Source organism: Micromonospora sp. CA-246542 (genome assembly GCF_050942905.1).
GTDB lineage: Bacteria > Actinomycetota > Actinomycetes > Mycobacteriales > Micromonosporaceae > Micromonospora.
Genome location: NZ_CP192040.1, coordinates 2,713,869 through 2,740,000 on the forward strand (window position 1 = coordinate 2,713,869; position 26,132 = coordinate 2,740,000).

Below are 26,132 nucleotides of genomic sequence, written 5' to 3' on the forward strand. Positions count from 1 at the left end.
TGAAGTCATGCGAGTTTCTGTCAGTTGGCTGCGGGAGTACGTCGACCTCCCCGCCGACCTACCCACCGGTGACCTGGAGCAGGCCCTGGTCGACCTCGGCATCGAGGTCGAGTCCGTACTGGACCTGCGCGCGAGCGTCACCGGTCAGCTCGTCGTCGGCGAGGTACGCGAGATCGAGGAGCTGACCGGCTTCAAGAAGCCGATCCGGTTCTGCCGGGTGGACGTGGGCGCCGCCAACGGCACCGGCGAGCCGCAGGAGATCGTCTGCGGGGCGCGCAACTTCGCCGTCGGCGACCGGGTCGTGGTGATCCTGCCCGGCGGCGTGCTGCCCGGCGGGTTCGCGATCGGCGCGCGCAAGACGTACGGGCACAACTCGGCCGGCATGATCTGCTCGGCCAAGGAGCTGGGCCTGGGCGACGACCACTCCGGCATCATCGTGCTGCCGCCGGAGGTGGCCGCCAAGCCGGGCGACGACGCGCGGTCCGTCGTGGGCCTCGACGACGTCGTGTTCGAGCTGGAAATCACCCCGGACAGGGGGTACGCGCTGAGCCTGCGCGGTCTGGCCCGGGAGCTGTCGCACGCGTTCGACGTGCCGCTGCACGACCCGGCCCTGGCGCCCGCCCCGAGCGGAACGCCGACGCCGGCGTACCCGGTCGAGGTCCGCGACACGGTCGGCTGTGACCGGTACGCCGCCCGCCTGGTGCGCGGCGTCGACCCGGCCGCGCCCACGCCGTCGTGGATGGCCCAGCGGCTCGTCACCGCCGGCATCCGCAGCATCTCGCTGCCCGTCGACATCACCAACTACGTGATGTTGGAGCTGGGCCAGCCGATGCACGCCTTCGACGCCGACCGGATCGCCGGCCCGCTGGTGGTCCGTCGTGCCGAGGCGGGGGAGAAGCTGACCACCCTGGACGGTGTCAGCCGTGTGCTCACCGCCGACGACATGGTCATCTGCGACGACACGGGTCCGATCTCGCTCGCGGCGGTGATGGGCGGCGAGACCAGCGAGGTCGACACCGGAAAAACCACAAACGTGCTCTTCGAGGCCGCCCACTGGGACCCGGCCATGGTCGGGCGCACGGCCCGCCGGCACAAGCTGTTCAGCGAGGCCGCGAAGCGCTGGGAGCGGGGCGTCGACCCGGCGGTGCCGCTGGTCGCGCTGGAGCGGGCCGTGGGGCTGCTCACCGAGCACGGCGGCGGCGCTCCGAGCGCCGAGATCCTGGACATCGACCACGTCCGGCCGCGTACCCCGATCACCCTGCCGGCGGACCTGGCGACCCGGCGGGTCGGCGTCGAGTACCCGCCGGCGCGGGTCGTCGCCCTGCTGGAGCAGGTGGGATGCACGGTCGCGCAGGGCGCGGACCGGCTCTCCGAGGACCCGGGAGCGGTCGGCACGGCCAGCGGCGCCGGGTCGGTGCTGAGCGTCACCCCGCCGAGCTGGCGGCCCGACCTGACCGACCCGGCCGACCTGGTCGAGGAGGTCGTCCGCCTCGACGGGTACGACAAGGTGCCGTCGGTGCTGCCGACCGCGCCGCCCGGGAACGGTCTGACCCCGCGCCAGCGTCGCCGCCGGGCCGTCGCATGGTCGCTGGCCGAGCGGGGGTACGTGGAGGTGCTCGCGCACCCCTTCGTCTCCCCGGAGCTGGCCGACCAGCTCGGACTGCCGGCCGACGATCCGCGTCGACCCGCGGTGCGCCTCGCCAACCCGCTGTCCGAGGAGGAGCCGCTGCTGCGCACCACGCTGCTCGGTCCGCTGCTCGGCATCCTCAAGCGCAACCTCGGCCGGGGTCACCGCGACCTCGCCCTGTACGAGATCGGCGCGGTCTTCCATCCGCGCCCCGACGCCGGCAGCCCGCCCGCGATGGGCGTGGACCGGCGACCCACCGACGAGGAGTTCGCCGCCGCCGACGCGGTCGTGCCGGCCCAACCGGTGCACGTCGCGGCGGTGCTCGCCGGTGACCTGGACCCGGCCGGCTGGTGGGGCGCGGGCCGCCCGGCCGGCTGGGCGGACGCCATCGAGGCGGCCCGGGACGTGCTGGCCGCCGCCGGCATCCCCGACGAGCGGGTCGAGGTACGCGCCGCCGAGTACGCGCCGTGGCACCCCGGCCGCTGCGCCGAGCTGCGGGTCGACGACACCGTCGTCGGGCACGCCGGTGAGCTGCACCCGGCGGCGGTGGCGGCCCTGGAGCTGCCCCGCCGCACCTGCGCCATGGAGCTGGACCTGGACGTGCTGCCGCCGGTGCCGGTGGTTCCCGCGCCGACGGTGTCCGGGTTCCCGCCGGCGTTGATCGACGTGGCGCTGGTGCTCGACGAGTCGGTCCCGGCCGAACAGGTGCGTCGGGCGCTGGAGGCGGGCGCCGGCGAGCTGTTGGAGGACGTGCGACTGTTCGACGTGTACTCCGGCGCGCAGCTCGGCGAGGGTCGACGGTCGCTGGCGTACAAGCTGACGTTCCGCGCGCCGGACCGGACGCTGACCGTCGAGGAGGCGCTGGCCGCCCGGGACGCGGCGGTCGCCGTCGCGGCCGAGCGCTTCGGCGCCACCCTGCGCGGCGCCTGACACAGCGGACGGGCCTCTCCTCCTGCGCGGGGGGAGAGGCCCGTCAGCCGTCGTCGGACTCCAGCTCGCCGAGTTCGCGTAGGCCTGGTAGATCACAGACGGTGATCCGACGGTAGTCGGTGTCGACCAATCCGTCCGATCGCAGCTCTCGCAGGGCCTTCTGGATGGCGGTCTCGGAGGCGCCGCAGATGGTCGCCAGGTCGGGCTGCGTAAGCCGAACGTCGATGATGACGCCGTCCGGCCCCTGTCGACCGTGGCTGCGGCAGAGGTCGGCGATCACCCGGGCCACCCGCAGTTTCACCGAGTACGAGGTGAAGTCGATCCGCCGTCGATTGGACCAGCGCAGCCGGTCGGAGACCATCGCGGCGAGTTCGAGAGCGGCGTCCGGGTGCTCCTTGAGGAACCGTTTGAAACGGTCCGGCTGGATCACGCTGTAGATCGCCGGCCCGCAGGTCGTCACGGTAGCGGAGCGGGGTTCGTTGTTGAGCGCGGACATCTCGCCCACGAGGTCGCCCCCAACGCGGAGCGACAGGAGAGCAGGCCGGCCGTCCGGCAGCGTGGCGGTGACCTTGGTAAGGCCCTCTTCGAGGAGTACGAGATGGGTCTCCCGTACGCCCTCGTGGATCACGATCTGCCCGGCGGGGACCTGACGACGGACACCCAACCGCAGTAGTGCCGTCCGCTCCCGTGGAGCGAGCCGTTGCAGGAACGTGCCGTAGGGCCACGTGTCGCCGGCCAGGTCGCGTGGTCGTAGCACCCGCAGCCTCCTTCTCCAGGGACAGCTGCCGAAGCGTATCGGTTCCTGCGCGTAGCGCGATGCCCCAGCTTCGGCTATCACGTCGATCAGCAGGCGCACCGCTGTCAGGGCCAACACCACCGTCGGGGGTAACCCGAGGCTGAGCAGCAGGTCGAGCAGATCCGTCCTCATGCGACAAGCACAGCGCGTGGGTGGCTGGTTGATCCCTCAGCAGGACGGGATGACGGGTTCTCGACTTCCGCCTGGGATGCCGTAGTTCTACGGGATCCCGTCCCGCGCATACCGGTTCGATGGCTCCTGCGGTGCTTGCCCGCGGGGCGAGCCGGATGAAGAAGGGCGGAAGTTGGATGCGACATCCCGAGCGGCGCTTGTTGATTTCTGTGGACATGGAGCGGTACAGCAGACGCAGCAATGTCCAACAGTACGAGGCGCAGCGGCACTTCCGAGAGCTGCTGCACGAGGCCGCCGACGCTGTCGGTCTTGACCGGGTGGCCTGGACGACTCAGCAGGCGGGCGATGGCGAGCTGGCGATTGTGCCTCGTGAGGTCTCCGAGTCGCGGGTGATCGGCAGGTTCGTTCCGGAGTTGAACCGGCGGCTACGCCACCACAACAGCAGCCGTCTCCCGGCTGCCCGGATTCGGCTCAGGGTGGCGGTGCATCAGGGGTTGGTGCATCTCGACGGTGCGAACGGCTTCCCGGGCAACGCCGTGGTGTTCGTCTGTCGGTTGGGCGAGGCCGCTCCGGTCAAGCAGGCGCTGGCCGCCTTCCCTGGTGCCGGCGTCGCGCTTGTCGTCTCGACCGAGATCTTTCGCGATGTGGTCACCGAGTACCCGGAGGAGATGCGGCCGGAGCGGTTCGTTCGGATCGAGGTTGCCCACCCGGACAAGGAATTCCGCGAGGACGCCTGGCTCTGCGTGGTGGACGAGGACATCAACGGCGCCGCGATCCAGGGCGTGGCAGCGAGCCCTGGCCAGGGTGATGCGCAGTCTGCGGAGAAGCCGGAGGGCACGACCGAGGCGAAGCCGGTCACCAGCGAGACGGAGCACGGTGGAATCCGCACCGGCGACATCAGCGTCAAGGGACAGAACGCGATCGGCCCGGGCGCGACGGCGATCGGCTCGATCGGCCGCGACGCGAACTTCGGCAAGCCCCGATGATCGGTCAGCACCTTCCTGCCTCCGCCGGCGCTGAGCGGGATCTGAAGGACCTGCTGCACGACGGGTCGGATGAGCGCTCTGCCGATGTCCCGTTAGATGACTCCGGCGATGGTGTGCTAAACGGGGCGCGGGACGGATCAACACTCACGGATTCCGTCGATGGTGAGGATGAGGCGGGCTTGGCCGAGGAACCGCCCGAGGAGGAGGCGGATGAGACGGAGGACGTCCTCGACCCCGCGGACGTGCTGCGTCGGCTGGCCGCCCTGCTGGGTGGCTCGGGGGGCATCGATGTAGGTGATGTTCAGGTCCAGGGACAGAACGCCACCGGACATGGCGCCGTCGCGATCGGGACGGTCAACCTCACCACTGCGCTGTCCGACGGGGCTGGGCGCGTCTGGTTCGAGACACTTGCCGAGGCGAACGTCCGCGAGACTGCGAGCGGGTACGCATTCACGTCCACTGACCAGCGACTCGATCACTATCTCCGGCATCAGCACCTGGTCTGCCTTTCCGGGCCGGTCGGGAGTGGACGGTATACGTCGGCCACCCTGGCGGTGGCCCGCAGGCACGGGTTCGACCGGGTCTGCGTGCTCGGCGGCGTCGAACAGTTGTCCGATCTGCTCGGCGCGGGAGCGTCGTTGCCTGCGGGGCACGGCTACGTGGTCCGACTGAGTGAGGTGGTTGTCCGCGCGGTCGACGGATTCACACTGGTGGCGCTGGCTGCCAGGGCCGCGACCTCGGGAACGACGGTGGTCCTGGTCGGTGACTTCTCCCAGCGGAAGCGCGACCTCGTCGCCCACGTCGTTGATCATCGCCCGGCCCCGGCAGCCGAGGTGTTCCGGGCGCAGCTTCGCCGTCAGCTCAGAGGGCACTGTGTCGGCTGGTGCACGGACACCTGTGATGGACGCTGCCTGAAGAGGTATGTGGATCTGGACTGCGCCGAACACCCACTGTTGTCGGCCTATCTGGCCGGAGAGCCTCGGCCCAGCGAGGTTCTGAAGGTAGTCGCGACGATCGCTCCCACCGTTCCCAAGGCTGGCGCTCTGACCGAGCGGCTGGAGCAGTTTCTGCCGCTTCAACTCCGTGAGCGGGCCGTCGAGATCCTCGACGTGCGAGGTGGCGGCGAGGCGATCGACGGGTTCACCAGCGACGAGGTGCGTGCGTTCCGCCTCTCCTGCGCCGTGCTGGCCGGGCAGCCCGTGGCCGAGATGCACGAGGCAGCTCAACGTCTGGCCCGATGGGACTTCCACGAGGTGACGCCGGTGGGTGCACCCCTCCGGGGGGCCGCGATCGACGCGCTGGTGGGGTCGACACTGAGCCAAGCCGTCACACGGGTGCCGGACGCGCGTGTGCCGGGTGGGTGTCGGATCGACTTCCCGGCGGGTACCGAGTCGATCCGGGCGGCACTGCTGGACGTCGCGTGGACTGACTGGTGGTCGCCCGGACAGCTCCTCGGCTGGCTCGCAGACCTGATCCGAGAGGGCCTTCCACCGGTCCGGCAGGCCGCCGCCGGGGCCATCGGGTGGTCGGCGACGCGCGATGTGCAGGCGGCCCTCGACACGGTGCGGGATTTGGCCCGGGAACGGCGTGCTGGGGTCCGACAAGCGGCAGCGATCGTGCTGGTCGCCATGGCCATGCAGCCGACGTTGCGCTACCGGGTCCGCGCCGAGCTCGATCAGTGGGCCGCCGGGCCGGCAGCGCATCTACAGGACACCGTGGCACGTGCGTACAGCCTGGGGCTGGCCCGGGTCTGGCCGGACGCGGCGTTGGTCCAGTTGCGCCAGATCGCGCAGGCCCGGATGCAGCGGCGGAACAACTCCGTCGTCCGCGGGCTGGTCGAGGTATATCAGAACGGTCATGGTGCGAGCGTCGTGCCGGCGCTGGTGGACTGGACCGCGTCCGCCGACCCCGAGGTGCAACTCCATGCCGCGCGGACCCTGCGGGTGCTCGCGGACCGTTGGGCAGAACCGCCCAGAGAGCACTGGCCGGAGCTGCTGCACCTGGTGGATCAGCGAACGATAGATCTGGTCGATTTGGCCGTCCTCTGGGCGACCGCCCTGAGCCTGCCGAAGACGGCGTACCGATCGTGGCGAACCCTGGGCTTCTGGTTGGACCGGGCGGACCAGCAGCCGGTCGTCGCCGGCCACTGCCTTGACCTGCTGCGTCACGTCATCGCTGGACAGCCGGCCCTGCGTCATCGCCTGAACCATCAGCTTCACCACGTGTGGCGTCCGGTGATGCCACACCACGACCTGCTCGACGACGTACAACGACTGATCGATGAGGAGACGCGATGAGCGCAGGCCCGGTCGGTGGCCCCGGCACGAGAGCACCCATACCTGGGCAGATGGAACGCCGCCGCTGGTGGCATGCGTTCTTCCCGCCGACCGAGCCCCCGCTTCCCCCGGCCCCACCTGCGCCGATCGTTCCCGCCACCGTGACATTCCGTCAGGACGTCCCGGCGCCGATCCTGGTGCCGGCGAAGGGGGACGCATACGACTTCCGCTTGCACGCCGTCTACAACTGGACGGCGCAGAACATGACCTACGAGGAGCTTCGGTTTCGCGCCGAGCGGTATCTGGGATGGGCTGGCGGGATCGTCCGGGAACGGGCGGTGGACCTGGCACGTGAACATGAGCCCCACCGTTCGCACGACCTCGAACGTGCGCTGAACAGTCTGCTCGGTGGCCAGCGCTGGCCGCGTGAGGGTTCGCCGCACTTCGGAGTGCTCGTCCGCGTCAGCCCCGACGAGCGGGTGCGTGAGCGGCTCCGGCCGTACTGGGAGGATCGGATTCGGCTTGAGTGTGATCACGAGTTGCAGAAGATCCGGGCGGCCCAGGCGGATGAGCTGACTCGTCGCTGGTGTGCCGTGCTACAGAATCTCGAGGACGATCCCGTCACCTCGCACGCCGCACGGTTGACAAGCGAGCAGTTCGCCGAGGTTTTCGGTCGGTACGTCCAGGAGCGTCGGGAGGCCGTGCCCGATCTCGTGAAACTACTGCGCGAGGCGGTCCGGGGGCACGGGGATCTCGGTATGGGGCCGAGCGAGTACACGGAGGCGTGGGACGCAGCCCTGCGGACGTACGAGCGCCAGCACGGGTTGTCCGAGCAGTCGAGCTGACAGCGGGGCGTCCTCTGCTGGAATACTCGGGCGGAGGACGCCACCCTGCGCCGGCCGACAGCGGTGCTCATCACCATGCAGTAGGCTGTATTAACTTGCAGGAAACAATCGCCCTTGCTAGTCTCCTCTGCATAGTCATGCGGAGGTGGGTATGGGAATTCGAGTCGCGGTCGCGGGCGCGAGCGGGTACGCCGGTGGCGAGCTGCTGCGCCTGATCGCCGGGCATCCGGAGTTTGAGCTGGTCGCCGCCACCGCGCACCGCCAGGCCGGGCACCGCGTCGACGTGGCGCATCCGCAGCTCACCGGGCTCGACCTGGTATTCGGCGAGACCGATCCGTCGATCCTCGCCGACGCCGACCTGGTCTTCCTGGCGCTGCCGCACGGCGAGTCGGCGACTCTCGCGGCCCAGCTCCCGCCCGAGGTACGCGTCGTCGATCTGGGTGCCGACCACCGGCTCGCCGACCCCTACGCGTGGGCGCAGTACTACGGCGGCACGCACGCCGGCCAGTGGACGTACGGCCTGCCCGAGCTGCCCGGCCAGCGGGAGCTGATCGCCGGCTCCACCCGGGTCGCGAACACCGGCTGCTACGCCGCCGCGATCACTCTCGCGCTCGCGCCGCTGATCGCCGACGGCGCGGCCAACCCCGCCGACGTGGTCGTGGTCGCCGCCTCGGGCACCTCCGGCGCGGGCCGGGCGGCGAAGCCGCACCTGCTCGGCAGCGAGGTGATGGGCGACCTGTCGCCGTACCGGGTCGGCACCCACCAGCACGTGCCCGAGATCAAGCAGGCGTCCGGTGCGACCGGCCTGTCGTTCACCCCGGTCCTGGCGCCGATGCCACGCGGCATCCTCGCCACGGTCACCGCCGTGCCGGCCCGCGGCGTCGACCCGCAGGAGGTGCTGGCGCAGGCGTACGCCGACGCGCCGTTCGTGCACGTGCTGCCGGAGGGGCGCTGGCCGCACACGGCCGCCACGCTCGGCTCCAACTCGTGTCACCTCCAGGCCACCGTCGACGTCGACTCGGGTCGGCTGATCGTGGTCAGCGCGCTGGACAACCTCGGCAAGGGCGCCGCCGGCCAGGCCGTGCAGAACGCCAACCTGATGCTCGGCCTGCCGGAGACGACGGGCCTGTCAATCTGGGGAGTCAGCCCGTGAGTACAGCGCAGCGGAGCCCCGCAGTCGCGAACGAAAGGCCAGCGGCATGAGTGTCACCACCCCTCGGGGGTTCCGGGCGGCCGGAGTGACCGCCGGACTGAAGACCAGCGGTGGCCCGGACGTCGCGCTGGTGGTCAACGACGGCCCGGACGCCGGTGTCGCCGGTGTCTTCACCACCAACCGGGTCAAGGCCGCGCCGGTGCTCTGGAGCCAGCAGGTCGTGCAGGGCGGCGTGGTCCGCGCCGTGGTGCTCAACTCCGGTGGCGCGAACGCCTGCACCGGCCCGGCCGGTTTCCAGGACACGCACGCCACGGCCGAGCACACCGCCTCGGCGCTGAGCGCGGTCAGCCCGCGGCTGCTCCTCGGGGCCGGCGAGGTGGCGGTCTGCTCCACCGGGCTGATCGGTGAGCGGTTGCCGATGGACAAGCTGCTGCCGGGCGTCCGTACCGCCATCCGGCAGTTGTCACGCGACGGCGGCCTGGTCGCCGCCGAGGCCATCATGACCACCGACACCCGGCCGAAGACCACGGTGGCCCGGGGCAGTGGATGGACGGTCGGCGGCATGGCCAAGGGTTCCGGCATGCTCGCGCCGGGCATGGCCACCATGCTCTGCGTGCTCACCACCGACGCGGTGGCCGGGCCGGCGGTCCTGGACGAGGCTCTGCGCGCCGCGACCCGGGTGACCTTCGACCGGGTCGATTCCGACGGCTGCATGTCCACCAATGACACGGTGCTGCTGCTGTCCAGCGGCGCCAGCGGGATCGAGCCGACCCCGGCCGAGTTGGCCGCCGCGGTCACCACTGCCTGCCACGACCTGGCGCAGCAGCTCATCGCCGACGCGGAGGGCGCCACCAAGCAGGTCGCCATCGACGTCGTGGGGGCCGCGACCGAGGACGACGCGGTCGAGGTGGGCCGCTCGGTCGCTCGCAGCAACCTGGTCAAGACCGCCCTGTTCGGCAACGACCCGAACTGGGGTCGGATCCTCGCCTCGGTCGGCACCACCACGGCCGCCTTCGAGCCGGACGAGGTGGACGTGGCCGTCAACGGGGTGTGGCTGTGCCGGGGCGGCGCCGCGGCCGAGGACCGTTCGAAGGCCGACCTCAGCGCCCGGGACGTCACCATCCGGATCGACCTGCACGCGGGCGATGCGACGGCCACGATCTGGACCAACGACCTGTCCCACGCGTACGTGCACGAGAACTCGGCGTATTCAACATGAACCTCAGCAGTGATCTCACCCGGGCGCAGGTGAAGGCGGAGACGCTGATCGAGGCGCTGCCCTGGCTGGCGCGTTTCTCCGGCGCCACCGTCGTGGTCAAGTACGGCGGCAACGCCATGACCGAGCCGGAGCTGCAGCGGGCGTTCGCGGCCGACATGGTGTTCCTGCGCTACGCCGGTCTGAAGCCCGTGGTGGTGCACGGCGGCGGTCCGCAGATCTCGGCCATGCTGGGCCGGCTCGGCATCGAGAGCGAGTTCCGGGGCGGCCTGCGGGTGACGACCGCCGAGGCGATGGACGTGGTCCGGATGGTGCTCGTCGGGCAGGTCGGGCGGGAGTTGGTCGGGCTGATCAACTCGCACGGCCCGTACGCCGTCGGCCTCTCCGGCGAGGACGCGCGGCTGTTCACCGCGGTGCGCCGCCCGGCGTACGTGGACGGGCGGCCGGTCGACGTGGGCCAGGTCGGCGACGTCGAGTCGGTGGACACCTCGGCGGTGACCGACCTGATCGACGCCGGTCGGATTCCGGTGATCTCGACGGTCGCGCCGGACGCCGACGGTGTCCTGCACAACCTCAACGCGGACACCGCCGCCGCCGCGCTCGCCGTCGCCCTGCGGGCCCGCAAGCTGGTCGTCCTCACCGACGTGGCCGGCCTGTACGCCGACTGGCCGGACACCAACAGCCTGGTCTCCGAGATCACCGCGGACGACCTGGCCAAACTCCTGCCCCGGCTGGAGTCGGGGATGGTGCCGAAGATGGAGGCCTGCCTGCGGGCCGTGCGCGGGGGCGTGCCCGCCGCGCACGTGGTCGACGGCCGGGTGGCGCACTCCACGTTGCTCGAGGTGTTCACGTCGGAAGGGTTCGGAACGATGGTGGTGCCGCAGGACGGGACGGACGGGGCATGAGCAGTCTGGTGCAACGGTGGACGCAGTCCATGATGGACAATTACGGCACGCCGCCGCTGGCGCTGGTCTCCGGCGCGGGCGCCGTGGTGGTCGACGAGGCGGGCCGCGAGTACGTGGACCTGGTGGGCGGGATCGCGGTGAACGCCCTCGGCCACGCCCATCCGGCGGTGGTGGCCGCCGTGTCGAAGCAGGTGGCCACGCTGGGGCACGTCTCCAACCTCTTCGTCGCCGAGCCGCCGGTGGCTCTCGCCGAGCTGCTGCTGGCGCTCGCCGGCAGCCGACCCGGCCGGGTCTTCTTCGCCAACTCCGGCGCGGAGGCGAACGAGACCGCCTTCAAGCTGTCCCGGCGCACCGGGCGCAGTCACGTGGTCGCCACCAACGGCGGTTTTCACGGTCGCACCATGGGCGCCCTCGCCCTGACCGGTCAGCCCGCCAAGGCGGACCCGTTCCGGCCGTTGCCCGGCGAGGTGACCCACGTCGACTACGGCGACGTGAGCGCCCTGGAGGCGGCGGTCACCGACGCCACCGCCATGGTGATCCTGGAGCCCATCCAGGGTGAGAACGGCGTGGTCGTACCGCCGACCGGCTACCTGACGGCGGCCCGGCGGATCACCGCCCGGCACGGGGCGCTGCTGGTGCTCGACGAGGTGCAGACCGGCATCGGCCGTACCGGGCACTGGTTCGCCCACCAGGCCGAGGGCGTGGAGCCCGACGTGGTGACCCTGGCGAAGGGCCTGGGTGGCGGGCTGCCGCTGGGCGCGACGCTCGCCTTCGGCCGGGCCGCCGACCTGCTCACCCCCGGCTCGCACGGTACGACCTTCGGCGGCAACCCGGTGAGCTGCGCCGCCGCGCTCGCCGTGGTGGCGACCATCGCCAACGAAGGGCTGCTCGACCACGTCAAGCGCGTCGGCGAACGGCTGCGTCGGGGCATCGAGGCGCTGGACCACCCGCTCGTCGCGGGCGTACGCGGGGCCGGGTTGCTGCTCGGCGTGGTGCTCACCGCGCCGGTGTCGACGGTCCTGGCCGAGGCGCTGCGGGAGGCCGGCTTCCTGACCAACCCGGTGCAGCCGGGCGTACTCCGGCTCGCCCCGCCGTTGATCCTCACCACCGAGCAGGTCGACGCGTTCCTCGCCGCGCTCCCGGCGGCCCTGGACGCGACGGCCCCGGCGGCGGCCGGCACGAGCGCTCCCGTGACCACCGAATCCTCCACCCAGCCCACCACGACGGGGACCACCGCATGATCCGGCACTTCCTGCGCGACGACGATCTCTCGCCCGCCGAACAGTCCAGCGTGCTCGACCTGGCGGCCCGGATGAAGGTGGACCGGTTCGGCCACCAACCGCTGGCCGGCCCCCGCTCGGTGGCGGTGCTCTTCGACAAGCAGAGTCTGCGGACCCGGATCTCGTTCGACGCCGGCATCGCCGAGCTGGGCGGCCATCCGCTGGTCGTGGACACCCAGGTCACCCACTTCGGGCGGGGCGAGACGCTCGCCGACGCGGGCCGGGTGCTGTCCCGCTACGTCACGGCGATCGTGCTGCGGACCCACGGCGACGATCGGATCGCCGAGGTCGCCAGCGGCGCGACCGTCCCGGTGGTCAACGCGCTCACCGACGGGTTCCACCCCTGCCAACTGCTGGCCGACCTGCTGACCATCCGGGAGCGGTGCGGCGGCACGTCCGGCCGGACCCTGACCTACGTGGGGGACGGCGCGAACAACATGGCGCAGTCGTACCTGTTGGCCGGGGCCACGGCCGGGATGCACGTGCGGATCGCCGGCCCGGCGGGGTTCGCGCCGGACGAGGCCGTGGTGCGCCGGGCCAGCGAGATCGCCGCCGGGACCGGCGGGTCGGTACGGGTGCTGACCGACCCGGCGCAGGCGGCCCGCGACGCCGACGTGCTGGCCACCGACACCTGGACCTCGATGGGTCAGGAGGCCGACGGGTTGGACCGGGTCACCCCGTTCCTGCCGTACCAGGTCAACAAGGAGTTGCTCGACCACGCCGCGCCGGACGCGATCGTGCTGCACTGCCTGCCGGCGCACCGGGGCGAGGAGATCACCGACGAGGTGCTCGACGGTCCGCAGAGCGCGGTGTTCGACCAGGCGGAGAACCGGCTGCACGCCCAGAAGGCGCTGCTGACGTTCCTGCTGGCGGCCTCCGGGGACCGACGATGACCACCCCCCTGACCCGTGCCGCCCGGCACGCCCGGATCGTCGAGCTGATCCGGGACCGGCCCGTACGCTCGCAGACCGAACTGGCCGACCTGCTCGCCGCCGACGGCGTCGGGGTCACCCAGGCGACCCTCTCGCGGGACCTGGAGGAGTTGGGCGCGGTCAAGGTGCGTGGCGGCGACGGCCCGGCCGTCTACCTGATCCCCGAGGACGGGAAACGGCCGCTGCGCGACGCCGAGGCCGCACCGGCCCGGCTGGTGCGGCTGCTGCGTGAGCTGCTCAACGGGGTGGACGCCAGCGGCAACATCGCGGTGCTGCGTACCCCGCCGGGCGCGGCCCAGTACCTGGCCAGCGCGTTGGACCGGGCGGGCCTGCCCGAGATCGTCGGCACCATCGCCGGCGACGACACCATTCTCGTCGTGGCCCGGGAGACCGTCGGTGGGGCCGCGCTCGGCGACAAGCTCGCCGGTTGGTCCCGCCGGGAAGACACCGTCGAAGGGAACAACGCACCGTGACCGCGCACATGTGGAGCACGCCGAGCCGGATGGCTGCGGCCCGTGCCGCCCGGATGGGTGGCTGACGACCATGGGGACCACAATGGGCGGCGTGGACGACAAGAGCCTCACCGAGAACAGCGCCGGCACCAACCGGACGAGCCTGTGGGGTGGCCGGTTCGCCGGCGGCCCCGCCGAGGCGCTCGCCCGGCTGTCGGTGAGCGTGCAGTTCGACTGGCGCCTCGCCCCGTACGACATCGCGGGTTCCCGGGCGCACGCCCGGGTCCTGGCCGGCGCCGGCCTGCTCGACCCGGAGGAGCTGGGCCGCATCCTGGCGGCCCTGGACGACCTGGAGGCGGCCTGTGCGTCGGGGGCGTTCCGGCCCACCGTCGACGACGAGGACGTGCACACCGCGCTGGAGCGGGGGCTGCTGGAGCGTCTGGGGAGCCTGGGCGGCAAGCTGCGTGCCGGTCGGTCCCGCAACGACCAGGTCGCCACCGACCTGCGGCTCTACCTGCGGGACCACGCGCGGGGTGTGGCCAGCCGCGTCGTCGAGCTGGCCGAGGCGCTCGTCGAGCAGGCCGAGCGGCACGTCGACACGGCCGCGCCCGGCATGACCCACCTTCAGCACGCCCAGCCGGTCACCTTCGGGCACTGGTTGCTGGCCCACGTGCAGCCGCTGCTGCGTGACCTGGAGCGGCTGCGCGACTGGGACCACCGGGCGGCGATCAGCCCGCTCGGCGCGGGCGCGCTCGCCGGCTCGGGCCTTCCGCTGGACCCGGTGGCGGTCGCCAAGGAGCTGGGTTTCCGGACGTCGTTCGCCAACTCGATGGACGCGGTCGCCGACCGGGACTTCGTGGCCGAGTTCCTCTTCACCACCGCGCTGATCGGGGTGCACCTGTCCCGCCTCGGCGAGGAGGTGGTGCTGTGGACGTCGCACGAGTTCGGCTGGGTGGAGCTGGACGACGCGTTCGCCACCGGTTCGTCGATCATGCCGCAGAAGAAGAACGCGGACATCGCCGAGCTGGCCCGGGGCAAGTCCGGCCGGTTGGTCGGCGGCCTGATGACGGTGCTGACCATGCTCAAGGGCCTGCCCATGACGTACGACCGGGACATGCAGGAGGACAAGGAGCCCGCGTTCGACGCCGTCGACACCCTGGAGCTGCTGCTCCCGGCCCTGGCCGGGATGATCTCCACGATGACCGTCCGGGTGGACCGGCTCGTCGCCGCCGCCCCGGTGGGCTTCTCCCTCGCCACCGAGGTCGCCGACTGGCTGGTCCGGCGCAACGTGCCGTTTCGGGACGCGCACGAGATCACCGGTCGGTTGGTGGCGCTCTGCGCGGCCCGCGAGTGTGAGCTGGAGGACGTCTCCGACGCCGACCTGGCCGCCGTCAGCGAGCACCTTGACCCGTCCGTGCGTGACGTGCTCTCGGTGCGCTCGGCCCTCGCGGCCCGCACCACCCCCGGCTCGACCGGCCCCGGTCCGGTCGCCGACCAGCTCGCCGCCGCGGCGGACCGGCTGGCCGGCTGGCGGGAGTGGGCCACCGAGCGGGTCGTACCCCGCTGACCTGACCGTGGCGTCGGCGCGGGCCGCCGGCGCCACGGTGGTTCAGGCCGTCGGGCGCTCCCGCTTCGGGAGCTTGGCCACCACCATGTCGTACGACGAGTCGACCGCCTCGGTCAGCTCGTCGGTGTCGATCCCGCCGTCGAGGCGCAGCGTGTTCCAGCCGGACCGGCCGATGTACGGCATCGGGCGCGCGTCGGCGGGATAACGGTGCAGCCACTCGTCGGCGATCTCGCGGTTCGCGCCGCACTTCACGCCGACGGTGGGCGCCGCGACGCCGTTGCCGAGGAACGCGAAGATCCGGCTGCCCACCTTCACCACCTCGTCGTCCTCCCACGGCCGGTCCAGCCACGCGCCCGGCTTGGCCAGGCAGTACGCCAACATCTCCCCACGTTCCACAAACCCCTCCTAGTCATAACCCCCGCCCCCGCCCCCGCCTGCGCCCCCGCCCCCGCCCCCGCCTGCGCCGATCTTGCAGTTTGTGTTGTCGATACGTGACCGATCTGCCGTTGTGTCGGGACAGAAAGTGCAAGATCGGCGGGATTCGAGAGCGGGGATCAGGGGGTCTGTTCGGTGGAGCGGGCGGCTACCCGTTCGTAGCGTTGGCGGGCGGCCTGCGCGCTGCCCAGGCCCAGCCCGTACGCGATGGACTGCCAGGTGAGGCCCCGGTCACGGGCGAGGGTGAGCAGTCCGGCCTCCAGGGCGTCCAGCTCGGCGCGCACGTGGGGGAGCAGGGTCAGCGCGGCCGTCAGGTCGGCGGCGTCGACCGGCTCCTCGGAGGGCTCCCGCTCGGCCCCGCCGGCGGCGAGGGCGGTGACCAGGGCGACCGCCTCCCACGGGTCCAGCACGTACGGGTGGGCCCAGCGCCCCCGCCGCGCGTCGGAGCCGGCGTGCCGCTCGCTGATCCGTTGCAGCGCCTCGTAGGTGCGGTGGGCGCGGGCCCGACCCGGGTCGGGTGCCGTGAAGAGATCCGAGGTCGTCATGTCCCGAGCACACCCCATCAACGAGCTGTTGTCAACAGAATGTTGAAACGTGGCGGCACGAGAATCCGTGCCGCCACGCCACGACTCAGAGCGCCAGGTCGAACCGGTGCTCGTCGGTGATCGAGTTGCACAGCGCGTCGCAGGAGTTCCCGGTCACCACGCCGAACGCCACGCCCGGCGCGAAGGGACGCTCGGTGGCGGTTACCGCGATCCGCACCTTCTGGGTGTTGGCGTCGCAGGCAACCTTCCGGGTGGTCGTGCCGGTCCGCATCGTGTCCCCGATCGCCTGGGCGACCTTCACGGTCAGGTCGACCTGCGTCGGCTGCGAGCAGGTCAGGGTGACCGGGACGAAGACCGCCGCCCCACTGGCATCGATCTTGCCGATGCCGCCCAGTACGACGGCGGTCAGCGGGGCGCCATCGGTTGCGGCGCCCACCCGCACCGGGGCGCTGGCGCTGGCCGACGAGGCGAGGGCCAGCACGGCCCCGGCCGCGGCGAGGCCGACGGCGAACAGGGGGCGGCGGATCGTGCGTACGGTCATGGTGGTTCCTCTCCCGATGTGCCGCCGCGCCCTGCGACGACACCGGATACACCCGCCGGTCGCGGCGCGGGTTTCGCCGCAGCAAATGGCGAGCAGGTGAACCCTGGTGGGCCTCCCGGTGGCGGGCAGGACCGGTCGACGGGGTGACCAGACTGCGGCCTGGGTACCGTTCGGCCATGGATCTCGCGCCGGATGACCGCACCGCCGACGCCGGCCTGACCGAGTTGGCGGACCTGCTCGCCGGCCCGCTGCTGCCGGCGGCGCGTGGCCTGCTGGGCTGCCGCCTCACCGCCGGGGGCGTCACCGTCCGGATCACCGAGGTAGAGGCGTACGCGGGCACGGCCGGTGACCCCGCCTCGCACGCCCACCGGGGCCGCACGCCCCGCAACGCGGTGATGTTCGGTCCCGCCGGGCACGCCTACGTCTACTTCACCTACGGAATGCACTGGTGCGTGAACGTGGTCACCGGTGACGAGGGGGAGGCCGCCGCGGTGCTGCTGCGCGCCGGCGCGGTCGTCGACGGGCTGGACACGGCACGGGAGCGCCGGCCGGCCGTGCGGCGCGACGTGGACCTCGCCCGTGGGCCGGCCCGGCTCTGCGCCACGCTCGGCATCGACCGCGCGACGTACGGCGCGTACCTGCTCGGCGACGGGCCGGTCCGGTTGCGACCGCCGGTCGAGCCGGTACCGCCGGCGTCGGTGGTGGCGGGGCCACGGGTCGGCGTGACGGGCGCGCACGACCTGCCCTGGCGGTTCTGGCTCGACGGCGATCCGACGGTCAGCGCGTACCGGCGGCACGTGCCCCGCGTCCGTCGCTGAGCGCGCCGCGACGGAGGCTGTCGGAGGGTGTGGCCATAATCACCGAACCTGCTCACCGACGGTATCGGAGGACGTCATGGCAACACTGCTCGCGATCGGCACCGCCAAGGGATTGTTTCTCGCCACCAGCACCGACGACCGGCGCAGTTGGGAGATCACCGGTCCGCACTTCCCGATGACGGGTGTCTACGCGGTCGCGATCGACACCCGTGGCGTCACCCCGCGGCTGCTCGCCGGCGTGACCAGCTCGCACTTCGGCCCCAGTGTCGCCACCAGCGACGACCTCGGCGTCACCTGGGACGAGCCCGACCAGGCGCCGGTCGCGTTCCCGGCCGACACCGGCGTCTCCCTCGGCCGGGTCTGGCAGCTGATGCCGGCCGGCACCGACGAGCCGGACGTCGTCTGGGCCGGCACCGAGCCCTCGGCGTTGTTCAGGTCCACCGACGGCGGCCGCAGTTTCGAGCTGGTCCGTTCCCTCTGGGACCACCCGCACCGCCCCCAGTGGGAGGCCGGGTTCGGCGGTCAGGCCGTGCACACCGTGCTGCCCCACCCGCGTGACCCGGCCCGACTGCTGGTCGCCATGTCCACCGGCGGGGTCTACCGCTCGGAGGACGCCGGGGCGAGTTGGGCGCCCGGCAACACCGGCATCCGCGCCTACTTCATGCCCAACGAGTGGCCGGAGTTCGGCCAATGCGTGCACAAGGTCGCCCGCGACGCCGACAACCCCGAGCGGCTGTACGCGCAGAACCACCACGGCGTCTACCGTTCCGATGACGACGGCCGCACCTGGTCCTCGATCGCCGACGGGCTGCCCAGCGACTTCGGCTTCCCGATGGTGGCTCACCCCGGGCGCGGCGGCACGGTATGGACCTTCCCGCTGGTGGCCGACAGCGAGCGGTTTCCGGCCGATCACCGCTGCCGGGTGTTCCGTTCCGTCGACGCCGGCGGCAAGTGGGAGGCGCAGTCGGTGGGGCTGCCCGAGGGGCCGTTCTATCCGGCGGTGCTGCGCGACGCCATGTGCGCCGATGGCGCGACCCCGGGTGGGGTCTACTTCGGCACCCGCTCCGGCTCGGTCTTCGCCAGCCGCGACGAGGGCGACTCCTGGTCGCTGGTGGCCGCGCACCTGCCCGACGTGCTCTGCGTCCGCGCCGCGGAGGTCTGAGCGTGGTCACCGTGCTGCTGCCCGGCCCGTTGCGCGGCGAGGCCGGGGGTGCGAGTCGGCTGAACGTCACCGCCGCCGGGACGCTGCGGGCGGTCCTCGACGAGGTGGCCGTCGCGCATCCCCGGCTGGCCCGGCGCATCCGCGACGAGCGCGGCGAGCTGCGCCGCTACGTGAACGTCTTCGTCGACGGGGAAGACTGCCGGCACTCCGGGGGTCTGGCCACGACGGTGGTGGACGGCGCGGAGGTGCAGGTGTTGCCATCGGTGGCGGGAGGCTGACCGGGCCGGTTCTGCGACGTGATGTCCGGTTGCGGTGGGTGACCGGTGCCACTGCGCGACGTCCCGCCGACGGAATAGTTGACTCGTCAAATAAGTTGTGAGCTGCGTCCGGGTACCACGACGGCATCCGGTTGACACGCGAGGAGCTGGTCATGCAGTTCGGAGTCTTCACCGTCGGTGACGTCACGGTCGATCCGACCACCGGTCGGGAGCCGACCGAGCATGAGCGGATCAAGGCGATGGTCGCCATCGCACTCAAGGCCGAAGAGGTCGGGCTCGACGTCTTCGCCGCCGGTGAGCACCACAACCCGCCGTTCGTCCCGTCGTCCCCCACCACCATGCTCGGTCACATCGCGGCCCGCACCGAGCGGCTGTTGCTGTCCACCGCGACCACGCTGATCACCACCAATGACCCGGTGAAGATCGCTGAGGACTACGCGATGCTCCAGCACCTGAGCGACGGCCGGGTGGACCTGATGATGGGCCGTGGCAACACCGGCCCGGTGTACCCGTGGTTCGGCAAGGACATCCGCGCCGGCATCCCCCTGGCCATCGAGAACTACGACCTGCTGCACCGGCTGTGGCGCGAGGACGTGGTCGACTGGAAGGGCAAGTACCGCACGCCGTTGCAGTCGTTCACCTCGACGCCGCGCCCGCTCGACGGGGTGCCGCCGTTCGTCTGGCACGGCTCGATCCGCAGCCCCGAGATCGCCGAGCAGGCCGCGTACTACGGCGACGGTTTCTTCGCCAACCACATCTTCTGGCCCAAGGAGCACACCCAGCGGATGGTCGGCCTCTACCGCGAGCGGTACGCCCACTACGGCCACGGCTCCGCCGACCAGGCCATCGTCGGCCTCGGCGGCCAGGTGTTCATGCGCCGCAACTCGCAGGACGCCGTCCGGGAGTTCCGGCCGTACTTCGACAACGCCCCGGTCTACGGGCACGGGCCGTCGCTGGAGGAGTTCACCCGGGAGACCCCGCTGACCGTCGGCAGCCCGCAGCAGGTCATCGACCGCACGCTCGGCTTCCGCGAGTACGTCGGCGACTACCAGCGGCAGCTCTTCCTGATGGACCACGCCGGTCTGCCGCTCAAGACCGTGCTGGAGCAGCTCGACCTGCTCGGCGAGGAGGTCGTGCCGGTGCTGCGCAAGGAGTTCGCCGCCCTGCGTCCGGCGCACGTCCCCGAGGCGCCCACGCACGCCTCGATGGTCGCCGCGGCCGGTGGCGCGAAGGACAGCACCGTGCACGCCGTCGACGACGTCACGGGCAAGGCGCCGGAGGGGGCGACCCGATGACCCGCCGTACCCTCGCGGTGGTGTCGGCGGGGCTGAGCCAGCCCTCGTCCACCCGGCTGCTCGCCGACCAGCTCGCCGGGGCGACCCGCGACGAGCTGGTCCGGCGGGGCCACGACGCGGAGTTGCGCCCGATCGACCTGCGCGAGTACGCCCACGACGTCGTCAACAACATGCTCACCGGGTTCCCGCCGACCGCGCTGCGCGAGGCCATCGACACGGTGACCGCCGCAGACGGCATCATCGCCGTCACCCCGATCTTCAGCGCCTCGTACAACGGGCTGTTCAAGTCGTTCTTCGACGTCCTCGACGCGGGCTCGCTTGTCGACCGGCCGGTGCTCATCGCCGCCACCGGTGGCACCGCCCGGCACTCCCTCGCGCTGGAGCACGCGGTCCGCCCGATGTTCAGCTACCTGCGGGCGGTGGTGGTCCCCACGGCGGTCTTCGCCGCGCCGGAGGACTGGTCCGACGGGACGGCCGACGGAGCGTTGCGGGGCCGGATCCGGCGCGCGGCCGCGGAACTGGCCGACCAGATCGAGCGACGGCCGCCCACCAGCGGCCCGGCGGACCCGTTCGCCCTCACCACCGATTTCCTGCAGATGCTCGGCCGAGGTGGCGACGCCCCGGTCAGCTGACCGGGTGGGCCACCAGCACCGGGCAGTGGGCGTGGTGGACGGCGGCCTGACTGACCGAGCCGAGCAGCAGCCCGGCGAATCCGGCCCGACCCCGGGTGCCGACGACCAGCAGCGACGCCGCGCCGCTGGCCTCGACGAGCCCCTGGGCCGGGCTGGACGCCCGGACCGGGTGCTCCCGTACCACCAGGTCGGGATGCTCGGCCCGGACGACGGCGGAAGCATCGGCGAGCAACCGCACCGCCTCGGCCTGCTCGGCGGCCTGCGCCTCCTCGATCTCGTCCGGCACCGGCCGGTCGCCGCCCGACGGGCCGACGTGCGCGAGGACCAGCGGGACGTCGCGTAACGCCGCCTCGACGGCTCCGTAGCCGACGGCGAGCTGGGAGGACTCGGACCCGTCCACACCGACGAGCACCGGCCCGTCCACGTCGATCGGCCGCCCCTCGGGACGGACCACCAGCACCGGGCAGCGCGCGTGCGCGGCGACCTGCGCGCCGACCGAGCCGAGCAGCAGGCCGGTGAACCCGCCCAACCCGCGGCTGCCCACCACGACGAGTTCCGCCTGGCGGGACTCCTCGACCATCGTCGCGCCGGGCCCGCCGGCGACCTGGCGTACCTCGACGGCGAGGCCGGGAAACCGCTCGGTGAGGTCGGCCGCGACGCCCTCCACCATCCGCTGCGCCTCCTCGGACGGCGGCGGCATCGTCAGGTCGTACGGGTTGAGGGGCGCGTGCAGGTAGCCGTGCACCACCAGCAACGGGCGGGACCGCAGCTGGGCGGCGCGGGCCGCGTGCTCCGCGGCGACGAGACTGGACGGCGAGCCGTCCACACCCACCACGACCTGTCGGTTCATCAGCTCTCCCTGGATCGGCCACCACTCCCACGCCGATCTTGCAGATTCTGTTGGCGGAATGTCGTCTTAGTCATCTTATGTCGCGACAGGAAGTGCAAGATCGGCGGGGGAGGGGTGTCGGGGGTGGGGCTTACTCTCGCTGGGTGACCTCTGATGTGCGGCTGCGGCAGGTGCGCGAGGACGACCTCGTGGAGTTCTTCCTGCACCAGCAGGATCCCGAAGCGAACCGGATGGCCGCTTTCGGTCCCGCCGACCCGTCCGACCACCGCGAGTTCGCCCGACACTGGGCGCGGGTGCTCACCAACCCCGCGAACCGGGTCCGCACCGTCGAGGCCGATGGCGAGGTGGTCGGCTACGTGAGCGCCTTCCCGGTCGACGACCAGACCGAGGTCAGCTACTGGATCGACCCGACCCGCTGGGGCCGGGGCTACGCCACCGCGGCCCTGGCCGCGCTGCTGCGCGAGCTGCCCCGGCCGGTGCACGCCCGGGCCGCGAAGGACAACGCCGCCTCTCTCGCGGTGCTGCGCAAGTGCGGGTTCGTCGTGGTCGGCGAGGACTCGGGGTACGCCAACGGGCGCGGCACCGAGGTCGAGGAGTGGCTGCTGGAGCTGCCCGCCGACGCCGCTGACCTGGGCTAGCACTAGTCTCGCGGGGTGAATTGGTTGGATCTGGTCGGCTGGGCCGGCTCCGCGGTACTTGTCTGGTCGCTGCTGCAGTCGCGCATCCTGCGCCTGCGCGCCCTGAACCTCGTCGGTTGCGCCGTGCTGATCGGCTACAACGCCGCCATCGAGGTGTGGCCCATGGTCGGGCTCAACATCGTCCTCGCGGTGATCAACATCTGGTACCTGCGGGGAATGCTCGCCACCCGCCACGACGAGCAGACCTACCAGGTGGTCCAGGTCGGGGTCGACGACCAGTTCCTCGCCCACACGCTGCGCGTGCACGGGTCGGACATCGCCCGCTTCAACCCCGACTTCCACTGGGATCCGGCCGCCGCCGACCGCTCGGCCTTCCTCGTGGTCACCGCCGACGAGGTGGTGGGGGTGGTGCTGTCGCACGCCGAGGCACGCGGGGTCGCCCAGATCGACCTGGACTACGTGACCCCGAAGTTCCGGGACTTCACGCCCGGCGAGTTCGTCTACCGGCGCAGCCGCCTCTTCACCGAACGTGGCTTCCACCGGGTCGTCAGCCCGCCCGGCATGATCGCCCCGTACTACCACCGGCTCGGGTTCCGCCCCGAGGGCGACTCGTACGTCCTCGACCTACCCGCGTCCCCGGCCGCCGGATCGGCGTAGCGTCACCCCGGCAGGATTCGGCCGACCCCGCACGGGGCACAGAAGCGCGTACGCCGGGCGGCCTCGTCGACCGGCGGGCGCCGTGCGTACGGCCGGCGTCACCACCGCAGAGGGAGCGAACCGGGCGTGCAGAGCTACGGGAGCCAACTGGCCCTGGTCGGGATCCTGATCGTGATCAACGCGCTCTTCGCCGGCAGCGAGATGGCGTTGGTGTCACTACGGGACAGCCAGATCCAGCGCCTCGAACGCACCAGCCGGGCCGGCGGGGTACTGGCCCGGCTCGCCAAGGACCCGAACCGCTTCCTCGCCACCATCCAGATCGGCATCACCCTCGCCGGCTTCCTGGCCTCCGCCGCAGCGGCGGTCTCCCTCGCCAAGCCCCTCGTGCCGCTGCTCGGGGTGTTCGGCAACGCCGCCGACACAGTGGCGATCGTGGTGGTGACCCTCGCGCTGACCTTCGTCACCCTGGTCTTCGGCGAGCTGGCCCCCAAGCGGATCGCCATGCAGTCCGCCGAGCGGTGGGCCCTGCTGGTGGCCCGCCCGCTCGACGTGCTCGCCAGCCTCACCCGCCCGGCCGTCTGGGCCCTCGGCGCGACCAGCGACCTGGTCGTCCGCCTGTTCGGGCTCAACCCGAAGCACGAACCCGAGGAGATCGGCCCGGACGAGCTGCGCGACATCGTCGCCGGCAACCACGGCTTCACCAAGGAACAGCGCACGATCATCGCCGGCGCGGTGGAGATCGCCGACCGGCGGTTGCGGGCTGTGCTCGTACCCCGGTTGCAGGTCTTCACGCTCGACAGCGGGACCACGGCGGAGGCCGCGCGGCTCGTGCTGGCCGCCACCGGGCACTCCCGGGCGCCCGTGGTGCGCCACGGCGGCCTGGACGACACCGCCGGCGTGATCCACCTGCGTGACCTGGTCGGCGTGCCCGACGACCGGCCGATCGACGAGATCGCCCGCCCACCGATGCTGCTGCCCGACTCGCTGCCGGTGGTGGACGCGCTGCGCCAGTTCAAGGCCGAGCGCCAGCACATCGCGCTCGTCGTGGACGAGCGCGGCGCCGTCGACGGCATCGTGACGTTGGAGGACATCCTCGAGGAGATCGTCGGGGAGATCTACGACGAGACCGACCGGGACGGCTACTCGGTGCGCCGCGAGTCGGACGGCACGATGGTGCTGCCCGGCACCTTCCCGGTGCACGACCTTCCGGACATCGGCGTCGAGCTGCCCTCGCGCCCGGCCGGCGACTACACCACCGTCGCCGGGCTGGTGCTGGCCCGCCTCGGGCACATCCCGACCGTCGCCGGGGAGGACGTCACCCTGGACGGCTGGGTGCTGACGGTGGCCGACATCGACCACCGGGCCATCACCGAGGTACGCCTGCGGCAGATCCCCGCCGCCGACGACACCGACGGCGGTGACGACACCGACGAGGCCGTCGAACCGGTGCTGGACGAGGCCCGGAGCTGACCGGGCCGCCAATCAGTCGCGCGAGAGGTTCTGCAACCGGACCTGCCCACGGGCCACCAGGCGCTCCTTGGCGTCGGTGATCTCCACCTGCCAGAGCTGCTGGCTGCGCCCCCGGTGCACCGGCGTGCCGACCGCCCGCAGCTCGCCGTCGCGCACGGCCCGCAGGAAGTCGGTCTGGTTCGCCACCCCGACCACCGTGCCCCGGTCGGCCAGCCAGAGCGAACCGCCGACACTGGCCGCGGTCTCCACGACCGAGCAGTACACCCCGCCGTGCTGGATGCCGAACGGCTGGTGCAGGTCCGGACGGACCTGCCAGCTGATGACGACGCGGTCGGGGGTCGCCTCCTCGAATTTCAGGCCGAGCAGGTTGACGAAACCACCCGTCAGATCCGGTGTCTCCACGGCAGAACCCTCCCGAAATCAGTGGGGCGCAAGCGTAACCGGGCGCGTCGCGTCAAACCCGGTACGGGTCGATGCCGGCGATGGGGGAGAATCGGTGACCGTGACCGACAGCAACCTCCCGCCGTCCGGGCCGGACTCCCTGACCGACGACCTGCTCTGGCGTGGCCTCATCCAGGACTCGACCGGCCTCGACGAGCTGCGCGAGCTGCTCGACGGTGGGAGCGCCGCCACCTATTACGTGGGCTTCGACCCCACCGCGCCGAGCCTGCACGTCGGCAACCTCATGCAGGTGCTCATGGCCCGTCGGCTGCAACTCGCCGGCCTCCGCCCGTTGCTGCTGGTCGGCGGGGCGACCGGGCAGATCGGTGACCCGAAGGAGAGCGCCGAGCGGGCGCTGAACCCGACCGAGGTGATCGCCGGGTGGGTCGAGAGGATCCGCGAACAGCTCGCGCCCTTCGTGTCGTACACCGGGGACAACGCGGCGCAGCTGGTCAACAACCTGGACTGGACCGGTGAGATGTCGGTGGTCGACTTCCTCCGGGACGTCGGCAAGCACTTCCCGGTCAACAAGATGCTGGCGCGGGAGGTGGTGCGGGCCCGGTTGGAGACGGGCATCAGCTTCACCGAGTTCAGCTACCAGCTGCTGCAGGCGAACGACTTCTTCGAACTGCATCGCCGGCACGGTTGCCAGCTTCAGTTCGGCGGCTCCGACCAGTGGGGCAACATCACCGCCGGCGTCGACTACGTACGTCGGCGGGGCATGGGGCCGGTGCAGGCGTTCACCACGCCGCTGGTCACCAAGGCCGACGGCACCAAGTTCGGCAAGAGCGAGGGCGGCTCCGTCTGGCTCGACCCGACCATGACCAGCCCGTACGCGTTCTACCAGTTCTGGCTCAACGTCGACGACCGCGAGGTCGACCGCTACCTGCGGTACTTCAGCTTCCGTACGCGCGACGAGCTGGAGGAGCTGGCGAAGGCGACGGCCGAACGGCCGGCGGCCCGGCTGGCCCAGCGGGCGTTGGCCGAGGAACTGACCACGCTGGTGCACGGCCCCGAGGAGACCCGGCAGGCGGTCGCCGCCAGCCAGGCGCTGTTCGGCCGTGGCTCGCTCGACGACCTGGCCCCGGAGACGCTGCGCGCGGCGCTCACCGAGGCCGGGCTGGTCCGGCTTTCCGGAGACCTGCCCGACGTGGCGGGCCTGCTGCGGGAGTCCGGGCTCGTGAGCGGCCTCAAGGAGGCCCGGCGGGTCATCGCCGAGGGCGGCGCCTACGTGAACAACACGAGGGTGACCGAGGTGGACGCCACGGTGTCG

General features: G+C 71.8%; 26 protein-coding genes (1 of these 26 only partly in view). 20 read left to right on the forward strand and 6 right to left on the reverse strand.

Annotated features, from left to right (window positions below; translation table 11 throughout):
• The first annotated feature begins 7 nt into the window (after window positions 1-7).
• A complete protein-coding gene (gene pheT / locus ACQP0N_RS12720; RefSeq protein ID WP_433120191.1) occupies window positions 8-2,557 on the forward strand; it encodes a phenylalanine--tRNA ligase subunit beta in 2,550 nt (849 codons plus the stop codon).
• A 43-nt stretch (window positions 2,558-2,600) separates the two neighbouring features.
• On the opposite strand, the gene ACQP0N_RS12725 is transcribed toward pheT, so the two are convergent.
• Window positions 2,601-3,314, reverse strand: coding sequence for a Crp/Fnr family transcriptional regulator (locus tag ACQP0N_RS12725; RefSeq protein ID WP_433120193.1), 714 nt, complete (start codon window positions 3,312-3,314; stop codon window positions 2,601-2,603).
• Window positions 3,315-3,604: 290 nt separating this feature from the next.
• Between ACQP0N_RS12725 and ACQP0N_RS12730 the strand changes: the two genes are divergently transcribed.
• From ACQP0N_RS12730 to argH, 10 genes are all read left to right on the forward strand, one after another.
• The gene (locus ACQP0N_RS12730; RefSeq protein WP_433120195.1) at window positions 3,605-4,471 is read left to right on the forward strand and encodes a hypothetical protein; all 867 of its coding nucleotides are present in this window, start codon (window positions 3,605-3,607) and stop codon (window positions 4,469-4,471) included.
• A complete protein-coding gene (locus ACQP0N_RS12735; RefSeq protein ID WP_433120197.1) occupies window positions 4,468-6,768 on the forward strand; it encodes a hypothetical protein in 2,301 nt (766 codons plus the stop codon). The genes ACQP0N_RS12730 and ACQP0N_RS12735 overlap by 4 nt, the downstream gene beginning before the upstream one ends.
• A 140-nt stretch (window positions 6,769-6,908) precedes the next feature.
• On the forward strand, window positions 6,909-7,592 hold the full coding sequence (locus ACQP0N_RS12740) for a hypothetical protein (protein WP_433120199.1): 684 nt from the start codon (window positions 6,909-6,911) through the stop codon (window positions 7,590-7,592).
• Between the two features lie 151 nt (window positions 7,593-7,743).
• Window positions 7,744-8,745: an N-acetyl-gamma-glutamyl-phosphate reductase gene (gene argC / locus ACQP0N_RS12745; protein ID WP_433120201.1), complete on the forward strand. Its 1,002-nt coding sequence runs from the start codon at window positions 7,744-7,746 to the stop codon at window positions 8,743-8,745.
• 46 nt (window positions 8,746-8,791) lie between these two features.
• Window positions 8,792-9,964, forward strand: a complete 1,173-nt coding sequence (argJ, locus tag ACQP0N_RS12750) for a bifunctional glutamate N-acetyltransferase/amino-acid acetyltransferase ArgJ (RefSeq protein ID WP_433120203.1) — start codon at window positions 8,792-8,794, stop codon at window positions 9,962-9,964.
• Window positions 9,961-10,866 (forward strand): acetylglutamate kinase, encoded by a 906-nt coding sequence (argB, locus tag ACQP0N_RS12755; protein WP_433120205.1) that lies wholly within the window; start codon window positions 9,961-9,963, stop codon window positions 10,864-10,866. Before argJ ends, argB begins: the two co-directional genes overlap by 4 nt.
• On the forward strand, window positions 10,863-12,107 hold the full coding sequence (locus tag ACQP0N_RS12760; protein ID WP_433120207.1) for an acetylornithine transaminase: 1,245 nt from the start codon (window positions 10,863-10,865) through the stop codon (window positions 12,105-12,107). Before argB ends, ACQP0N_RS12760 begins: the two co-directional genes overlap by 4 nt.
• Window positions 12,104-13,039, forward strand: a complete 936-nt coding sequence (gene argF / locus ACQP0N_RS12765) for an ornithine carbamoyltransferase (protein ID WP_433120209.1) — start codon at window positions 12,104-12,106, stop codon at window positions 13,037-13,039. Before ACQP0N_RS12760 ends, argF begins: the two co-directional genes overlap by 4 nt.
• Window positions 13,036-13,551, forward strand: a complete 516-nt coding sequence (locus ACQP0N_RS12770) for an arginine repressor (protein ID WP_355053129.1) — start codon at window positions 13,036-13,038, stop codon at window positions 13,549-13,551. Before argF ends, ACQP0N_RS12770 begins: the two co-directional genes overlap by 4 nt.
• An 82-nt stretch (window positions 13,552-13,633) precedes the next feature.
• Complete coding sequence (gene argH, locus ACQP0N_RS12775) at window positions 13,634-15,097, forward strand: argininosuccinate lyase (protein WP_421476686.1); 1,464 nt, start codon at window positions 13,634-13,636, stop codon at window positions 15,095-15,097.
• A 42-nt stretch (window positions 15,098-15,139) separates the two neighbouring features.
• On the opposite strand, the gene ACQP0N_RS12780 is transcribed toward argH, so the two are convergent.
• The 3 genes from ACQP0N_RS12780 to ACQP0N_RS12790 form a co-directional block, all read right to left on the reverse strand.
• A complete protein-coding gene (locus ACQP0N_RS12780; protein WP_433120211.1) occupies window positions 15,140-15,493 on the reverse strand; it encodes an MmcQ/YjbR family DNA-binding protein in 354 nt (117 codons plus the stop codon).
• 158 nt (window positions 15,494-15,651) lie between these two features.
• Window positions 15,652-16,077: a DNA-binding protein gene (locus tag ACQP0N_RS12785; protein WP_433120213.1), complete on the reverse strand. Its 426-nt coding sequence runs from the start codon at window positions 16,075-16,077 to the stop codon at window positions 15,652-15,654.
• 85 nt (window positions 16,078-16,162) lie between these two features.
• Window positions 16,163-16,618: a hypothetical protein gene (locus tag ACQP0N_RS12790; RefSeq protein WP_433120215.1), complete on the reverse strand. Its 456-nt coding sequence runs from the start codon at window positions 16,616-16,618 to the stop codon at window positions 16,163-16,165.
• 176 nt (window positions 16,619-16,794) lie between these two features.
• Between ACQP0N_RS12790 and ACQP0N_RS12795 the strand changes: the two genes are divergently transcribed.
• From ACQP0N_RS12795 to ACQP0N_RS12815, 5 genes are all read left to right on the forward strand, one after another.
• On the forward strand, window positions 16,795-17,436 hold the full coding sequence (locus ACQP0N_RS12795; protein ID WP_433120217.1) for a DNA-3-methyladenine glycosylase: 642 nt from the start codon (window positions 16,795-16,797) through the stop codon (window positions 17,434-17,436).
• Window positions 17,437-17,512: 76 nt separating this feature from the next.
• Window positions 17,513-18,598 carry a WD40/YVTN/BNR-like repeat-containing protein gene (locus ACQP0N_RS12800; RefSeq protein WP_433120219.1) on the forward strand — a complete coding sequence of 362 codons (1,086 nt, stop codon included), beginning with the start codon at window positions 17,513-17,515 and terminating at the stop codon, window positions 18,596-18,598.
• 2 nt (window positions 18,599-18,600) lie between these two features.
• On the forward strand, window positions 18,601-18,876 hold the full coding sequence (locus tag ACQP0N_RS12805) for a ubiquitin-like small modifier protein 1 (protein WP_355053134.1): 276 nt from the start codon (window positions 18,601-18,603) through the stop codon (window positions 18,874-18,876).
• A 152-nt stretch (window positions 18,877-19,028) separates the two neighbouring features.
• Window positions 19,029-20,171: an LLM class flavin-dependent oxidoreductase gene (locus tag ACQP0N_RS12810; RefSeq protein ID WP_433120221.1), complete on the forward strand. Its 1,143-nt coding sequence runs from the start codon at window positions 19,029-19,031 to the stop codon at window positions 20,169-20,171.
• The gene (locus ACQP0N_RS12815; protein ID WP_433120223.1) at window positions 20,168-20,803 is read left to right on the forward strand and encodes an FMN reductase; all 636 of its coding nucleotides are present in this window, start codon (window positions 20,168-20,170) and stop codon (window positions 20,801-20,803) included. Before ACQP0N_RS12810 ends, ACQP0N_RS12815 begins: the two co-directional genes overlap by 4 nt.
• Here ACQP0N_RS12815 and ACQP0N_RS12820 read toward each other — a convergent pair.
• The gene (locus ACQP0N_RS12820; protein ID WP_433120225.1) at window positions 20,796-21,653 is read right to left on the reverse strand and encodes a universal stress protein; all 858 of its coding nucleotides are present in this window, start codon (window positions 21,651-21,653) and stop codon (window positions 20,796-20,798) included. The genes ACQP0N_RS12815 and ACQP0N_RS12820 overlap by 8 nt on opposite strands.
• A gap of 143 nt (window positions 21,654-21,796) precedes the next feature.
• Here ACQP0N_RS12820 and ACQP0N_RS12825 point away from each other — a divergent pair, with 143 nt between their 5' ends.
• From ACQP0N_RS12825 to ACQP0N_RS12835, 3 genes are all read left to right on the forward strand, one after another.
• A complete protein-coding gene (locus ACQP0N_RS12825) occupies window positions 21,797-22,291 on the forward strand; it encodes a GNAT family N-acetyltransferase (RefSeq protein ID WP_433120227.1) in 495 nt (164 codons plus the stop codon).
• Window positions 22,292-22,306: 15 nt separating this feature from the next.
• Window positions 22,307-22,948 carry a hypothetical protein gene (locus ACQP0N_RS12830; protein WP_355053139.1) on the forward strand — a complete coding sequence of 214 codons (642 nt, stop codon included), beginning with the start codon at window positions 22,307-22,309 and terminating at the stop codon, window positions 22,946-22,948.
• A 126-nt stretch (window positions 22,949-23,074) separates the two neighbouring features.
• Window positions 23,075-24,418 (forward strand): hemolysin family protein, encoded by a 1,344-nt coding sequence (locus ACQP0N_RS12835; protein WP_433120229.1) that lies wholly within the window; start codon window positions 23,075-23,077, stop codon window positions 24,416-24,418.
• Between the two features lie 12 nt (window positions 24,419-24,430).
• On the opposite strand, the gene ACQP0N_RS12840 is transcribed toward ACQP0N_RS12835, so the two are convergent.
• Window positions 24,431-24,820 (reverse strand): PaaI family thioesterase, encoded by a 390-nt coding sequence (locus tag ACQP0N_RS12840; protein ID WP_422739656.1) that lies wholly within the window; start codon window positions 24,818-24,820, stop codon window positions 24,431-24,433.
• A 100-nt stretch (window positions 24,821-24,920) separates the two neighbouring features.
• On the opposite strand from ACQP0N_RS12840, the gene tyrS reads away from it, so the two are divergent.
• Window positions 24,921-26,132, forward strand: the 5' portion of a protein-coding gene (tyrS, locus tag ACQP0N_RS12845; protein ID WP_433121596.1) for a tyrosine--tRNA ligase. It continues 81 nt past the right edge of the window; 1,212 of the gene's 1,293 nt are visible here — the first part of the coding sequence; it begins with the start codon at window positions 24,921-24,923; the stop codon falls past the right edge of the window.